Annotated in this window: 12 protein-coding genes and 1 pseudogene; 8 read left to right on the top strand and 5 right to left on the bottom strand. The window is 62.1% G+C overall.

Annotation, left to right across the window (positions count from 1 at the left end):
• Positions 1-156 precede the first annotated feature (156 nt).
• Complete coding sequence (locus tag R5O87_RS23450) at positions 157-1,203, top strand: tyrosine-type recombinase/integrase (protein ID WP_410554583.1); 1,047 nt, start codon at positions 157-159, stop codon at positions 1,201-1,203.
• Positions 1,204-1,470: 267 nt separating this feature from the next.
• Here R5O87_RS23450 and R5O87_RS23445 read toward each other — a convergent pair whose 3' ends face one another.
• Positions 1,471-2,412 carry a LysR family transcriptional regulator gene (locus R5O87_RS23445; protein ID WP_410554582.1) on the bottom strand — a complete coding sequence of 314 codons (942 nt, stop codon included), beginning with the start codon at positions 2,410-2,412 and terminating at the stop codon, positions 1,471-1,473.
• Between the two features lie 120 nt (positions 2,413-2,532).
• Between R5O87_RS23445 and R5O87_RS23440 the strand changes: the two genes are divergently transcribed.
• The 4 genes from R5O87_RS23440 to R5O87_RS23425 all read left to right on the top strand — a co-directional run bounded on the left by R5O87_RS23440 (position 2,533) and on the right by R5O87_RS23425 (position 6,090).
• A complete protein-coding gene (locus R5O87_RS23440) occupies positions 2,533-3,525 on the top strand; it encodes a DUF1852 domain-containing protein (protein ID WP_410554581.1) in 993 nt (330 codons plus the stop codon).
• 20 nt (positions 3,526-3,545) lie between these two features.
• Positions 3,546-4,592, top strand: a complete 1,047-nt coding sequence (locus R5O87_RS23435; RefSeq protein WP_410554580.1) for a methionine synthase — start codon at positions 3,546-3,548, stop codon at positions 4,590-4,592.
• A gap of 2 nt (positions 4,593-4,594) precedes the next feature.
• On the top strand, positions 4,595-5,167 hold the full coding sequence (locus R5O87_RS23430; RefSeq protein WP_410554579.1) for a flavin reductase family protein: 573 nt from the start codon (positions 4,595-4,597) through the stop codon (positions 5,165-5,167).
• Positions 5,168-5,376: 209 nt separating this feature from the next.
• A complete protein-coding gene (locus tag R5O87_RS23425; RefSeq protein WP_410554578.1) occupies positions 5,377-6,090 on the top strand; it encodes a YoaK family protein in 714 nt (237 codons plus the stop codon).
• A 417-nt stretch (positions 6,091-6,507) separates the two neighbouring features.
• Here R5O87_RS23425 and R5O87_RS23420 read toward each other — a convergent pair whose 3' ends face one another.
• Positions 6,508-7,572: an NAD(P)/FAD-dependent oxidoreductase gene (locus R5O87_RS23420; protein ID WP_410554758.1), complete on the bottom strand. Its 1,065-nt coding sequence runs from the start codon at positions 7,570-7,572 to the stop codon at positions 6,508-6,510.
• 120 nt (positions 7,573-7,692) lie between these two features.
• Here R5O87_RS23420 and R5O87_RS23415 point away from each other — a divergent pair, with 120 nt between their 5' ends.
• Positions 7,693-8,277: a helix-turn-helix domain-containing protein gene (locus tag R5O87_RS23415; RefSeq protein WP_410554577.1), complete on the top strand. Its 585-nt coding sequence runs from the start codon at positions 7,693-7,695 to the stop codon at positions 8,275-8,277.
• Positions 8,278-8,755: 478 nt separating this feature from the next.
• Here the strand turns inward: R5O87_RS23415 and R5O87_RS23410 are convergent, their stop codons facing one another.
• Positions 8,756-9,364, bottom strand: coding sequence for a PxKF domain-containing protein (locus tag R5O87_RS23410; RefSeq protein WP_410554576.1), 609 nt, complete (start codon positions 9,362-9,364; stop codon positions 8,756-8,758).
• Positions 9,365-9,714: 350 nt separating this feature from the next.
• Here R5O87_RS23410 and R5O87_RS23405 point away from each other — a divergent pair, with 350 nt between their 5' ends.
• Complete coding sequence (locus R5O87_RS23405; RefSeq protein WP_410554574.1) at positions 9,715-10,821, top strand: ATP-binding protein; 1,107 nt, start codon at positions 9,715-9,717, stop codon at positions 10,819-10,821.
• A gap of 87 nt (positions 10,822-10,908) precedes the next feature.
• On the opposite strand, the gene R5O87_RS23400 is transcribed toward R5O87_RS23405, so the two are convergent.
• Positions 10,909-11,517 (bottom strand): LacI family DNA-binding transcriptional regulator, encoded by a 609-nt coding sequence (locus R5O87_RS23400; RefSeq protein ID WP_410554757.1) that lies wholly within the window; start codon positions 11,515-11,517, stop codon positions 10,909-10,911.
• 15 nt (positions 11,518-11,532) lie between these two features.
• On the opposite strand from R5O87_RS23400, the pseudogene R5O87_RS23395 reads away from it, so the two are divergent.
• Positions 11,533-11,819: pseudogene (locus R5O87_RS23395) on the top strand (citrate/2-methylcitrate synthase); the annotation flags it as partial.
• 516 nt (positions 11,820-12,335) lie between these two features.
• On the opposite strand, the gene R5O87_RS23390 reads toward R5O87_RS23395, so the two are convergent.
• Complete coding sequence (locus R5O87_RS23390) at positions 12,336-14,837, bottom strand: beta-glucosidase family protein (protein WP_410554573.1); 2,502 nt, start codon at positions 14,835-14,837, stop codon at positions 12,336-12,338.
• Positions 14,838-14,913 lie beyond the last annotated feature (76 nt).

The following is a 14,913-nucleotide window of genomic DNA, read 5'->3' as shown; positions in this document are numbered from 1 at the left end:
GACGGGCAGACTTTGCGGCATCTGTACCACTCGCCGTTCGTCAGCATTTCAGCGTAGCCTGTCACTGTGGCCAGCATTGCCCCTCGCCCGCGGTGGGATGGAACTACAGCGTTCTCGGTGCGTTGGCGTGACCCAGGGACCCGTCGACAGCATCGGGTGACTCTGCGGTCGGAGAAGGAAGCCAGCAGCCTCGCCCGCTACCTCAACAACAACGGCCAGATCACGGCGCCTGTCCTGCCGGAAGCCCGGCCGGGGAACCCTCATGTTCCCACGGTCGCGGACGTAGTTCAGGAACACATCGACCTGCTCGTCCGCCCCTCGCCCGGCGCGATCGGAACCTACCAGCGAATACTCGACCTGCACATTCGGGAGACGATCGGCACCATCCCGGTCGACGAGTTCGGTTACCGCGACACCATGCATTGGCTCAAGCACCTGACCGCCAAAGGTGCCGCACCCAAAAGCATCCACAACATGCACGGGTTGCTCTCGGCGGCGATGAACACGGCCTTGCTCCTCGGGTACGTGGCCCGCAACCCCTGCCGCGGCGTGCCGCTGCCGACAGTTGAGCGGGCAGACGATGATGCCGTGTTCCTCACCCACGAAGAGTTCAGTCTCCTCCTTGAGGTCATTGATGAGCACTACAGGACGTTCGTTCAGTTCCTGGTCATGACGGGAACAAGGTTCGGTGAAGCAACCGCCCTCAGAGTGGCCGACATCGATCTGCGTTCCCGACCGGCCACCGCGCGGGTGAACAAGGCCTGGAAACGCGACGGGCATTCCCGTTATTATGTGGGGCCAACCAAGACCGCGGCCGGCAAACGAACCATCGGACTCAACCCGGCCCTCGTGGAGTTGCTGATTCCCATCGCGGCAAGCCGGACGACGGGTAACGATCTCCTCTTCACGACGACCGACGGTGGGCGGATTTCTCACAAACCATTTTGGCAACATCACTGGGTGCCGGCCGTCCGAACAGCCCAAGCCCGCGGAGTGGCTAAGACGCCGCGAATTCACGACCTTCGACACACTCATGCGTCATGGCTTATCCAGGACGGCGGTATGTCTCTCTTCGCGATATCACGTCGGCTGGGTCATGCATCTGTCCGAACAACGGAACAGGTCTACGGGCACCTCATGCCGCAGGCCCTTCAAGACGGCGCAGACGCTACAGAACGGTCCATCCAAGGAATCCGTTCATAGAACAGCAGCGACAGCACCCTTCTTGCAGTTCCGATTCGGTCCGCCCACCCACACCATGCCGGGACTGCACTCGCACAGTAAACCCGGCCTGGATGTCCCTGGCAGGATCGCCACTACCTGGAACATGCCGGCTTACTCGCTGGCGTCCGGCCCGGTCATGCCAACGACGGCGACGGCGAGGGGCATATACGACACCAGCAATACGCTCGGCTGCAACATACACGTCCGATCACCGAAAGGCTAAAGACCCCGCCTGCTCAACTGCAGTCAGTCGAGTAGCGCTAGGCCGAACTCCGCGACGACGGCCCGCAATTCCCTGAGGTAGCGCTGCGCTTGGTCGGTAAGCGGAATCGCGGCGTGACCGATCCAGCCGATCTCGATGCGTTCGTCAACCTCGAGCGGGATGGCGACGATCTCCGGGTCGAGCTGCCCGCTGATGATGCCCGTCGAAATCGTGTAACCGTGGAGCCCGATCATGAGGTTGAAGATCGTCGCACGGTCGGAGACCCGGATCTCCCGCTTACTGGACAACGTGGAGAGAATCTCCTCGGCAAAGTAAAAAGAGTTGTTCGCACCTTGATCGAAGGTCAGCCGCGGCAAGGCGGCAAGATCGTCCAGAGTCGCCCGCTCTTTCGAGGCGAGCGGATTGTTCCGCGCAACGAAAATGTGCGGATCGGCGAGGAACAGCGGAGAGAACGCGAGCCCGGATTCCCGGAGCAGCTTGTCGATGACTTTCCGGTTGAAATCGTTCCGGTAGAGGATGCCTATCTCGCTGCGGAGTGTCCTGACATCCTCGATGATGTCCCACGTGCGGGACTCGCGGAGCGAGAACTCGTATTCGGCCACCTCAGTCGCCTTGACCATCCGGACGAAGGCGTCCACCGCGAACGAGTAGTGCTGCGTGGACACCCCGAGCAGACGTCGTGTCGGTGGCCTGCCAAGATAGCGCTGCTCAAGCAGAGCGAACTGCTCGACCACCTGCCTCGCGTAGCCGAGGAACTCTACCCCGTCGGCGGTGAGGGTGACCCCGCGGGCGGAGCGAACCAGGAGTGCACGGCCCACCCGTGCCTCAAGGTCCTTCATCGCTGCGGACATGGTCGGCTGCGCGACGTAGAGAAGATCGGCGGCCGCGGAAATCGACCCCTCAGCGGCAACTTCGATGAAATAGCGGAGCTGCTGCAGGGTCAGTCCGCTCGAAACCTGGGCCATAGGAAAATTCTATATGAACGCATAGTAACGCCTAGTTACTTGATACCCCTTGAAAACCTTCACTATGAACACGTCCCTTTTGAAAGGCCGTCTCCGGCCCATCTCCAAGATTGGCAGCGCATGGCCGACGATTTCACCTTCAGCATTACCACCACCCGCTTCGACGAGGACTACTCCCCGTCCGAAGGCTCCCGGATCACGACGAACTTCGCCAACCTGGCACGTGGCGAGCACCGCCAGGAGAACCTCCGCAACGCCTTAACCATGATTCGGCGTCGTTTCAACGATCTCGCAGACTGGGACAACCCGGACCGGGACCGCTACACGCTCGAGCTTGAGATCGTTTCCGTGCAGATACAGTTCACCGCGGACGGTACGGATCAGCAGTTCCCGCTGTTCGAGGTTCTCGATATCCAGATCGTCGACCTGCTGAACGGGGTCCGCCACCAAGGGATCGTGGGGAACAACTTCTCCTCCTACGTCCGGGACTTCGACTTCAGCGTCGTACTGCCAGCGGCAGCAGCTGACTCAGGCAAGCCCACCGTACCCGAGGACTTCGGCGATCTTCACGGCAAGCTGTTCCAGCACTTCCTGGATTCCCCGGTATGCCGGGAACGCTTCCCGCAACCGCCAGTGGTGTGCATCAGCGTCTCCACGAGCAAGACGTACCGGCGAACCAGGAACCGCCACCCGGTCCTGGGCGTCGAGTACCAGCAGGACGAGTTCTCGCTGACGGACGCGTACTTCGCAAAGATGGGACTGCGGGTCCGCTACTTCATGCCCCGCGGGAGCGTGGCTCCCCTTGCCTTCTATTTCCGCGGCGACCTGCTCAATGACTACTCCAACCTGCAGCTCATCGGCACCATCAGCACCATGGAGACGTTCCAGAAGATCTACCGCCCCGAGGTCTACAACGCGAATTCCGCCGCCGCCGCCGTCTACCAGCCGAGCCTGGGCGAGCAGGATTTCTCACGGACCCAGATCGCGTACGACCGCGTCGAGCGCAGTCAGCTCGCGATCACGCAGGCGAAGTACACGGAGGAACACTTCATCACGCCCCACAAGGATCTGTTGGACCAGTGGACCGCCAACTACCCCGCACTCGTCAACTGACCCACGGAGAATCGCCCATCATGAACACACTTTTGCCCACCACCGTCGTCGGAAGCCTGCCGAAACCATCGTGGCTGGCACAGCCGGAGACTCTTTGGTCCCCGTGGAAGCTGGAGGGGGATGCGCTGCTCGAGGGCAAGCAGGACGCGCTGCGCATCGCCATCCACGAGCAGACCCGGCGCGGCATCGACATCGTCAGCGACGGCGAGCAAACCCGCCAGCACTTCGTCACGACCTTCATCGAGCATCTCGTCGGGGTCGACTTTGAACAGCGCAAGACCGTGCGCATCCGCGACCGCTACGACGCGAGCGTACCGACCGTCGTCGGACCGGTGCGCCGCGAACGGCCGGTATTCGTCGACGACGCGAAATTCCTCCGCGCAACCACCGACAAGCCGATCAAATGGACCCTTCCGGGCCCAATGACGATGGTGGACACGCTCTACGATGACCACTACAAGAGCCGCGAAAAGCTGGCCTGGGAGTTCGCCACCATCCTGAACCAGGAAGCTAAAGAACTCGAGGCGGCCGGCGTTGACATCATCCAGTTCGATGAGCCGGCGTTCAATGTCTTCCTCGATGAGGTCAAGGACTGGGGCGTGGCTGCGCTTGAGAGAGCGGCCGAAGGGCTGCGCGCGGAGACCGCCGTGCATATCTGCTACGGCTACGGGATCAAGGCCAACAATGACTGGAAGGCGACGCTCGGCTCACAGTGGCGGCAGTACGAGGAAACATTCCCGCTGCTCCAGAGCTCCAGCATCGACATCATCTCGCTGGAATCCCAGAACTCCCACGTGCCCATGGACCTCATCGAGCTCCTCCGCGGCAAGAAAGTCATGCTTGGGGCTATCGACGTCGCAAGCGAAACCATCGAGACCCCGGAAGACGTCGCAGACACCCTCCGCAAGGCCCTGCAGTTCGTCGATGCGGAGAAGCTCATCCCCAGCTCGAACTGCGGCATGGCACCGTTCCCCCGGGACGTCGCACTGGCCAAGCTGAGTGCCCTCAGCGCAGGGACGACCATCGTTCGCGAAGAACTCGCCCGCTCCACCCCCAAGGTGTCATAACGGTGTTTCACGCCTACCCCGCAGACACCTGGCTCGAGGCTCCGCAGCAAAGCTTCCCGTCCTCCCTCTCGGCCGATGAATTCAAAGCACTGTTCCGTGGGCACCCGGGAGGTGTCGCCGTCATCACGGCCGATGCCGGCGAAGGACCTGTTGCGCTGACGGTCTCGTCGGTCGTGTCAGTGAGCGCGGACCCTCCGCTGCTGATCTTCTCGGTCTCGGCACTCTCGTCTGCATCCACGGTGCTGTCGCGCGCCGAAACCGTCGTCGTGCACCTGCTGGACGCGCACGACGTCGACTTGGCCAAGTTGGGAGCGACCCCCGGCGCCGACCGCTTTGACCAGACGCACCGCTGGTCGGCCCTCGCAACCGGCGAACCGGTGTATGACGACGTCCGCGCCTGGGTGCGCTGCGCCGTCATCAATCGCATGGAGGTGGGGACCTCCACCATCATCGCCGTTCACGCCCTCGAGTCCCGCGTGATGCGTGACGTCCAAGCGGGCGAACCCGGCGACGCCCTGGTCTACCACAACCGTTCATGGCACCGCCTGAGCGAGCATTCCAAGCTTGAAGGCTGAGCGCCGCGCCAACAATGCGAGGCAGGAAGCAGAACGGCTCACGACGGCGGAAGATAACTGCCGCCATTCGCGCTTCGTGGTTGGCGGCATGGACGCACAGGACGGCCAACGACCACGTCCTTGACGTGGGCCTGATTGACGATGACCAACAAGCATGTCCGAGGGGTGGTCAGAGAGACCACCCCTCACGATGAAAGATTCCATAAGCCATGACATCAGCCGTAACCAGCTCAGGTACCAAAACCACCTCTAACCCGAAAGAAAATGCGTCTCCGGAAAAGTTCCGACTGATGCTCATGATGGCCCTCACGCTCGTTACAGGTGTGGTTGACGCCGTCGGCTACCTTGGACTTGATCGCGTCTTCACCGGAAACATGACCGGCAACGTGGTAATTCTTGCGATGGCGTTGGCCGGAGCCGCGAACCTGCCAACTTTGGGCCCACTGGTAGCACTCGGCGCCTTTCTCCTCGGCGCTGCGGTCGCCGGATTTACGCTCCAGTCAAGCCCGAAAGGCTGGAACCGCAGGGTCACGCTCCTTCTCACAGCGGGTTGTATCGCATTGACGGGAACCGCCGCCATCTCACTCAGCGTGGAAGACGTCGGCCACCAGTCCATTCGTGTCATCGTTGCCGCCCTTATCGCCATGCACATGGGCTCCCAGGCCCTGATTGCGCGGCATTTGGGCGTACGAGACATGACCACAGTGGTCATTACTTCCACCATCACCTCCCTCGCCGGAGAGTCACTTGTGGGCAAGCAACGGCCCCGGTTACTCAACCGACGGCTCGGCGCTGTCCTCGCTATGTTCGCCGGGGCCGCCATCGGAGTACTCCTGCTCCAGATCCATCTCAGCGTCCCGATCGGCCTCGGCATCGCCATCACCGCCGCTGTGACGGCCCTAGGGAGTCGCCGCTGGCACTGATGCGGTACATCCCACCGGCTACACCGCACCAGGGAGCGCGGCCGGAGCACCTCGATGTACGGGCCTCACCACCGACTGAACTACAAAGGTAGCCAAAGCCCACGGAGCAGCTTTACAGATCCTTCGCTATCGGCTCTTGATTCCGGTCAGGGGAGAAGCCCAAATAGGGTCGGTGTGTGACGTTAGTCGTCCCTTAGTCAGGGGCCAGAACGTCGTCAGCCAAGGCGCGGTTCACACATCAGCCGCGTTCACAACCTCAGTGGGAATTACACCTAGGGCGTGTCTCCTTATTGACGTAGCCAGATCAGGACCGAGTAGAGGGCGGGGTGCGCAATTGGCGGGACAGACATCCGGCACCGGTCTCCTTTGCCGGCCCTGAGGTCGTCGACGTTGCGGGTGGGTGGTTGTCGATGCTGATTACCTTTCTGCTGTAGCCGCAGGGCCGGTGTGAGTGACGTTCGGTCCATCTTCAAAGCCGTGGCGTCGGTGACCGAGCACGATCCTGGAGACGGCTGCCTCCGAGGCGGCGGAAAAAGGACCGAAGTGCCCCTCAACGGCCCAGCGGGTTTCCTCTTCGATGAGGTCGGCGTTGATTCTTGCGCCGGTCATGACGCCCTCGGCCGCTGCGGTGATGACTTGGGCCATGAGGTTGGTTACGTTGCCGGCCGCATACACGCCGCGGACAGCCGTCGCACCACCCATAGCGTCGGTCTCGATGAACCGTCCGGCCCCCAGCGGGTGCACCTGGGAATTCAGCCCGAGTGATTCCAGAAGCGTGGATCTGGCCTCCATACGTGTTCCGACTGCCAAGGCCTGAAGGTGAAATGCGGGTCCCTGCCGCAGCGTGAGGCCTGTGAGTACGCCATCAACAGCGTCAACAGAAGCCACGGCGCCGTCAACGACCGTGATGGACCGGGCAGCGAGCTTGGCCCACTCCTCGTCGGTGGGTTCCACAGTGTCGTTGAGGAAGAGGGTGATATCCCCGGACCACTGCCGGAATAACAGCGCCTGATGTGTGGAGAGGGGGCCTGTGCCCAGCACTCCAATCCGTTGCCCGCGGATTTCCCAGCCATGACAATACGGGCAGTGAACAACGCCTTTTCCCCATTGCTCCGGCAGTCCGCTGATCGGAGGCAGGCCGTCTGTTAGGCCGGTCGTGATAAGGAGACGTCGGCCGCAGAACCGGCGGCCATCACCGAGCGTCACCTCGAACCCATCGGGGGTCCGCTGCGCCGAAGCGGCTTCGCCATCAATCACCGTACCTCCATAAGAAAGCACTTCCTGGCGTCCAACGGACAGTAATTCCCGGGGGCTCATACCGTCCCTGGAGAGATATCCGTGGACACCCGCCGCGGGTGCATTGCGGGGAGTTCCTGAATCGATGACCAGCACCGAGCGCAGCGCCCGGCCCAGCGTCGTAGCAGCACTAAGTCCCGCCGCGCCGCCGCCAACAATCACTACGTCATACCGTCTAGTTTCCATCCTGACCTGCCTTTCGACGCCTACTAAAAGTTCCCTGCCAACGTCCGCGTCGGTCTTTACAGCTTGTATCCCGGAAAGGAGGTTTGACAAAAACTGTTGCCACTATGGCAAAGTTGGGGGATGGAAAAAGAGCTGGACGATGTTCTCGGGGCAGTTGGGCCCCGGCTTCGGGCACTGCGTACGGAACGGAATCTCACACTTGGAGATGTCTCTTCCGCATCCGGGGTATCGGTCAGTACTCTGTCCCGCCTGGAAGCGGGCCAACGCAGGCCGAACCTGGAACTCCTCTTACCTCTCGCGAGGTTGTATGGGGTTCCTCTCGATGATCTGGTTGGCGCCCCAGCCACTGGGGATCCGAGAATCCACCTGCAGCCAATAATCCATGCCGGCATGACGGCTGTACCTCTTACGCGTCGGCCGGGCGGACTACAGGCCTTCAAGATGGTGCTCACCGGTAACGCCCGCGGGCCAGAGCCCGACCCGCGGGTCCACGAAGGCTACGAATGGCTCTACATCCTCAACGGACGGCTGCGCCTGGTACTGGGCGACAAGGACTTTGCACTTCGCCCTGGCGAAGCAGCGGAATTCGATACCCGCACACCGCACTGGTTCGCCAGCGCCGACGGTAGACCCGTCGAGTTCATCAGCCTGTTCGGGCAGCAGGGCGAGCGGATGCACGTACGCGCACGACCTAAGCCCTCATAGCCGAAGGAGTCCCAGGGTTTCCGAAGAGCACAGCTTCTGGAATAGCCCTCTGATGCACTGTCGGTGCCCCCCGGGCACCCCAAGACCGTCAGCGAGACAGTCGGCAACTACCTCCAGCCAAGTCAACGGGACCCTTCGGGGACGGTCGCACCCGCAGTGCCAACCTGTTCGCTGGCTTCAGAAGGCCACCTCGGCCTGGTGTCCGCAGCTTTACGGAATCATCATTGTCGGCGTTTGAACAACGGGAGCAGAGGCGGCATGGAGTCCGGAAAGCCTCCTCAAAGGTCAACGATCTTAACCTCTCACCCGGGCTGAGGAAGCCTTCATTCTGGGGGCTTATGCAACGAGTCGTAGCGGGGTGTCCGCTATCATTCCGGCCGCAAATCCGGGCGTTGGAAGATCTTGAACCAGAAAGGGTGGGCGATGCCGAGTTTCCCGGCATCGCCCACCCCTTCTGATGAATTGGCTTCAGGTCCTGTTACTTGAGGAGGAAGTTGGCTGTGATGTTGCTGCCGTCCTGTGCAGTGATGGTGACCTGAAGGCATTTGCCTGGAGTCTTTGGGCTCTTCCAGTTCTGGTGGAATTGCCCATCCTGGTAGACAAGGCCTGCAGGGGAGGTGGTGACTGTTTCGATTTCATCTGTCTGTGCACCGCCGCCGGGGCAGCTGACGCCCGCAGTGCTGAAGCTCTTCACTTTCGCTGTGTCGGTGATTTCCGTGGTGTCGTCGAACATCGTGAACTTGAGAGGTACAGTGCTGCCTGCCTTGACCGTGTTCCATACTCCCTGCATGTCGACCGGTGCCGTGAAGCCGTTGATCGTCCAGGGTTGTACGGTGTATTTCAGCTCCGCGATCACGGAGTTGCCGGCGTTGTCGGTTGCTGTGGCGGTGTAGGTGTGCTCGCCCACTGAGGTGCCGCCGCCGGTGATGAGGCAGGAGGCCAATCCGGACGTTGCGTCACTGGCGTCGCAGGTAGGTGCGGTGGGGTCGTGGCCGAAGACGTAGCTGCCGCTGGGGCCACCGTTAAGCTTTACCACGGGCGCGGTGGTGTTGATACGGAGGGTTTGCGTTCCGCCGGACTTCTCCACGGGCCGCTCCGTCAACGACGGCGTGGTAGGACAGGGTGGTTTCCCCGTCCTGGGCGATGACCAGGGGAGGGTGTCGTATGCCTGCCACTGCCCTTCGCCCGCACGGTACTCTATGGAAGCCTTGGCTCCGGCATTCAGGGTCAGCGTTACCGTTGCAGGGCTTGTGCGCCAGCCCTGGTCGTTGGGCTGGCTGCCCGTCGTGGCGGCCGAGACTTTCAACAAAACGGGACTCGGACCATCCTGACGCCGCCGCAGCTGACGACATAAATGACGAGAGCCCGAGGATTGTAGGACCACAGCGATGAGGAAGTAGACTCACAGCGACTCACAAGACTCACAAGGACTCACAGATGCCCGCGTCGCCCAATCCCTTCCGCCCCACCGCGGGGGCTACTCCCCCGGAACTGATTGGGCGCGAGGGAATGCTTGATGAGTTCGAGTATGGCCTTGGGCTAGGTTCTGGCGCGCCAGGACTGCTGACCATCATCACCGGCGCCCGCGGTATCGGGAAGACTGCGCTGCTGAGCGCGGCCCAGGACAAAGCCCGGCAGCAAGGCTGGATTGTCGTATCCGAGACCGCCACGCCCGGTTTTGTGGGCCGGATCGGCGAGACGATGCGGCTTCATCTGGACGAACTCGGTCCCGGGCCGGCCGGACGCCGAATCACCGCCGTTGGCGTGGCCGGCTTCACGCTAACCACCCAGCTTCCGCCCGAAAGGCAGGTTGACTGGCGGAGGTTGGGCGGCCAACTCCTGAGTCTGCTAGCCGAAAAGAAGACCGGGCTGCTTTTCACTGTTGATGAAATCCATTCGGCTGACCGCACGGAACTGTCCCAGCTCGCCGCGGACGTCCAGCACTTCATTCGCGACGGGCTGCCGATAGGTTTGATTTTCGCGGGGCTCCCGGCGGCAGTTTCGGACCTGCTGAACGAGGGAGTCGCCACGTTCCTGCGCCGGGCAGAACGGATCGACCTGCATGCCGCGGCCGTCATCGAAGTTCAACGCTCCTACGAGGACACGTTCCGGCAGGCCGGAATCAGGATCAATAACGAGCAGATCCGGCGTGCAGCCGAGGCGACCGGCGGCTACCCCTTCCTGATCCAGCTCATCGGCTATCAGTTATGGCGCCAAGCCGAGATCAACGATCTCACCCTGGAGGCGGAGAACGTCACCCAGGCCATTGCTGCAGCCCGTCGCCGCCATGAGATGACGGTGATTGAAGCCGCTCTTTCCACTGCCTCGGAGAAGGACAAGGACTTCCTCCGTGCCATGGCAGAAGACGATGGTGCTGTTGCCGCCGGCGACATTGGCAAGCGGCTCAACGCCAAGAGCAACGTTGTGGCCAACTACCGGGCTCGGCTCATCGCCGCTGGGCTCATAGAGGCACCCGCGTACGGCAAGGTCGATTTCGCCATCCCAGGCCTTCGCGAGTACCTCCGCAAAACACGAGCCACGTAGACGAACCAATCGGGCATAAAGCAAAATCTGGCCGCCCAACCCGACAGAATCTTCAATATCGGCCTTAAGAACGGGCAGGAGAGTCCGCTACTTGTCCTCATGCTTAGCACGAGACGAACTGAAGGGTGTCCCACTGTCGCTGCAGCCCGCCGACTCCCTCTCGGCAACGTTCGGCCCGCGTACACTGCCGCGGAGGACGAGCGTAGGCGGCGGCGTTTCGGCTCTGACGAGGTGGCCGGCGCGCGCCTGTGTGATCGCATCGCCAATCATCTGCCCTATCTGGCGGACGTCGTGACTTACCGCGACCAGGGGCGGGTCGGTCATCTGGCAACGAACGGAGTCGTCCCAGGCGACGATCGAGAGATCGTCTGGTACCAAGCGTCCGCTCTTGCCCGCTTGGGCGAGGCCTCCGAGTGCCATTAGGTCGTTATCGAAAATTATCGCCGTGGGTGGTTGCTCGACGGCGAGCAGCGAGCGAATGGCTTCGGCACCTGATTGACGAGAGTAATCCCCCTGCGTTTCCGAGTGGGCTATGCCGAGCTCCGCCGTCGCCTCCACGAACGCTGCGGATCGCCCTACGTGCCAGGGAGTGCCTGAAGCGTAGGGGGAGCCCGATACGTGCGCGATAACGCGGTGACCTAGATCGTGCAAGGCCACGACGGCGAGCCGCATCGCTCCCGCGTGGTCCGTCCAGATTGCGGGGCGCTCCCCAGACCGGAACTCTTGCGGCTGTACAACGGCCTTGAGCAGGCTATGGAGGAGGCGAAGGCCATCAAGCCAACCTCGATTACCCCACTGGACCTGCATACCACCTTATGGGCTTCGACACCCCGATGTTCACTCCTGTGTTCATTGCCAGCCGTATTACTGGCTGGACGGCGCATCATGGAGCAATTGCCTCGAACTCACTCATTCGTCCGCTAAGCGCATACAACGGGGCAGAAGAACGACACATGTCCTCTGTCTACCAGTACCTGCGACACGCCAAGCCGGACTGAGAGGTACCCCAGGCGAGCGTCGCTAGGTTACAGAATCACAACTATCGGCTCTTTTATTTTGATCGTGGGAGGGGCCGGAAGGTTGCACTGCGCCATCACGCGGCTTTTCCGCGGCTGCTGCACTAGGTCCCCGAGCACGGTGTTGTTCCCACCGATATGGCCAGGGCTGGTGGTGGGAACAACATCGCTTCAAGTCGCTTCGTCTGGGGCTGGGGTTATCCGTGCTGCTGCCGAATAAGTCCATAGGGAACGGCTGGGTGAGCCCGGACAATGTAACTGCCGGCACCGGTCCGGGTGACCAGGACCCCGATACGGTGATGTCTCGCGGCTTCGGTGACAACCGCAATGGCATCTTCCAAGGCTTGATCCACCTCGGCAACGATGGCCACGTTCACTTCCACCATGCCCGGGCGGCTATCGCTCCGGCCTTGGACCGCGCTGGCGGGACCCGGAGTTGACGCGCCCCCGCTCATGAGTTGCATCGATGCGGCTCCTTTCTTCAGTCTTGCGGTGGCCTCAGGCGAGACGGACCGTGGTTGCGAGGGGCAATTGGGTCACGGAGGTGCCGATGCGGAGGGTGTAATCACCGGGTTCGTAGGTCCATTCGTTGTCCCAGTAGGCCAGAAGGCGCGTGGGGAAGTTCAGGACAGCACTGATGGTTTCGCCGGGTTCTGCCCACACCGGGCTGGACGCGACGAGCCAGCGGACTGGGCGGTCAACCGTGGAGCCTTGCTTCTCTGCGTAGACCTGCACCAGGTTCTTGCCCCTGCGGTTGCCGGTGTTGGTTAGCGTCACCATGAGGGGAACGGTGGTGCCCGGAGTTGCTTCAGGGGCCGCCTCGGCGCTGTCCAAAGTCCATTCGGTATAGCCGAGCCCGTAGCCGAATTCGTAGGCGGGGGTGGTGCTGGCTTTGAGCCAGGCGCGGTAGCCGATGTGGATGCCTTCATCGTAGGTTAGGGTCCCGTCTGCCGCGGGCGTGACGTTTATGACGGGCAGATCCTCCTGCGTGGCGGGCCAGGTGGTGGGGAGCCTGCCGCCGGGTTCTATGGTGCCGGTGAGTATGTCGGTGAGGGCGTGGCCGAATTCCTGGCCGCCGAAGTAGCTGATCAGGGTGGCGGCCACCTCGTCGCGCCAGGGAAGCAGGACCGGTGACCCGGAGTTGACGATGACGATGGTGCGGGGGTTGGCGGCGGCGACTGCGTGGACCAAGCGGTCCTGCAGGCCCGGGAGTTCGAGGGTGGTCCGGTCGTAGCCTTCTGATTCGACGCGGGAGTTGGTGCCGACCACGATGATGGCGATATCGGCAGCCTGCGCGGCCTGGACGGCTTCATCTATCAGCGTGTCCGGGTCAGAGTCATCCGACTCAGTGCCGATGGTGATGCTGAGGGCGTTGGACAGCGGTCCGGTGCGATCATCGGTGTCCAGTTCCACTCGTACGTCCAACGGGACCCCGGCGGTGGTTTGGATTTCTACTGACGCTGAGGGCGGTGCAAGGAATGCAGCGCCCAGGTCCGTTCCGACGGGAACGATGTGCTCTTCATGGCGCAGCACATCGTCAACGAAAATCCTGCCGTTGCCTACTGTGGAGAAGCCCAGCCTGATGGTTCCGGTCTCGTCCGGGGTGAATATTGTGTGAAACTCAATCATGGACGAGGCTTCAATCGGAGCGTTACCTCCGAACCAGACGAGGGCGGTGGCTCGGCGGTCCTCCGCAAAAAGCTCCGTTCCCTGGGCATCAAGGAAGCGTACCCGCATCCCTGGATCTTCCGTCTCTGGGTTCTGCAGCCGGTCCAGGGGCAGTTCGGCGATGCCTTCTTGGACCACCGCGCCGACGCTGTAGGTGACCTTGTCGGCGCCGAACACCTCCCGGATACCCGCCAGAGGGGTCACGATCTTTTCGGGCACTACCGTGGCCGAGCCCCCGCCCTGGGTGCGCGCGTAGCGGGCGTTGTGACCAATCACCGCAACTGTCTTCACTGCAGTCGGGTCCAGGGGCAGGACGCCGTCGTTCTTCACCATCACGGTTCCCGCCGCTGAGGCCTCCCGGGCGAAGGCAATAGGGTCTTCCACCTCCGCTTCCTGCAAGCCCACGGCGTCGAAGCCTTGCAGCGCCCCGACCCGGGCAGCGAGCTGCAGGATCCGCAGAACTTTCCGGTCGACGCTTCTCTCCTCGACTTCCCCGGCCTTCACCGCAGCGACCAAGGCTTCACCCCAAGGCCCCTCGGGTCCAGGCATAACAAGATCCTGGGAATGTCGGGCGCTGTTGATGCTCCTGACGGCCGTCCAGTCGCTGATGACCACACCGTCAAAGCCCCATTCGCTGTTCAGCGGGGTTTCCAGCAGCTCGTTTTCGGTGGCAGTTGCACCGTTGATGGAATTGTAAGCGCTCATCACCAGCCAGGCGCGGGATTCCACTATGGCCTTTTCGAACGCCAACAGGTAAAGCTCCCGCAGGGAACGTTCATCCACCAGCACATCAACAGTGAACCGGTCCGTTTCCGAATCATTTGCCACATAGTGCTTCGGGGTGGCACCGACGCCGTTGCGCTGGACGCCGGCTACGTAGGCTGCCGCCAGTTCGGCGGTCAGGACCGGATCTTCACTGAAGGCCTCGAAGTGCCGTCCACCAAGCGGTGAACGGTGCAGGTTGATAGTCGGGCCCAGGACGACGTCGACACCTTTGCGGCGCGCTTCAACTGCGGATGCGGCGCCAAGGCGGTCAGCGATGGCAGGGTCCCAACTTGAGCTGATCGCAGTCGCGGACGGAAAGTTCATGGACGGTTGACGCTCGTCCCACACTTCACCGCGTACGCCCGAGGGTCCGTCGGAAACGAGTACAGGGCGCAAACCGATTTTCTCCATCGGCCACGTCGTCCAAAAATCCCGGCCAGTCAAGAGCTGGACCTTTTCGTCCAGCGTGAGCTTAACCAGCAGCGCTTTCAGGCGCTTGTCAATGCCCTGGTCTTCATTCTGTGCACGGTTTGGGTCAGCGCTCGGATCAGTTGGGAGGGTTTCCATGGACGTCCTTGTCATTTGTTTCGGCGTCGCCGGCGATGGGTCTCTGATAACTGCCAGCTCAGGCTTGCTATGGGAA

Origin of the sequence: Arthrobacter globiformis (assembly GCF_046536215.2) — a bacterium.
Lineage (GTDB): Bacteria > Actinomycetota > Actinomycetes > Actinomycetales > Micrococcaceae > Arthrobacter > Arthrobacter globiformis_E.
The sequence above is the reverse complement of the archived record's forward strand: the minus strand, read 5'-3'. Positions and strand labels throughout refer to the sequence as shown.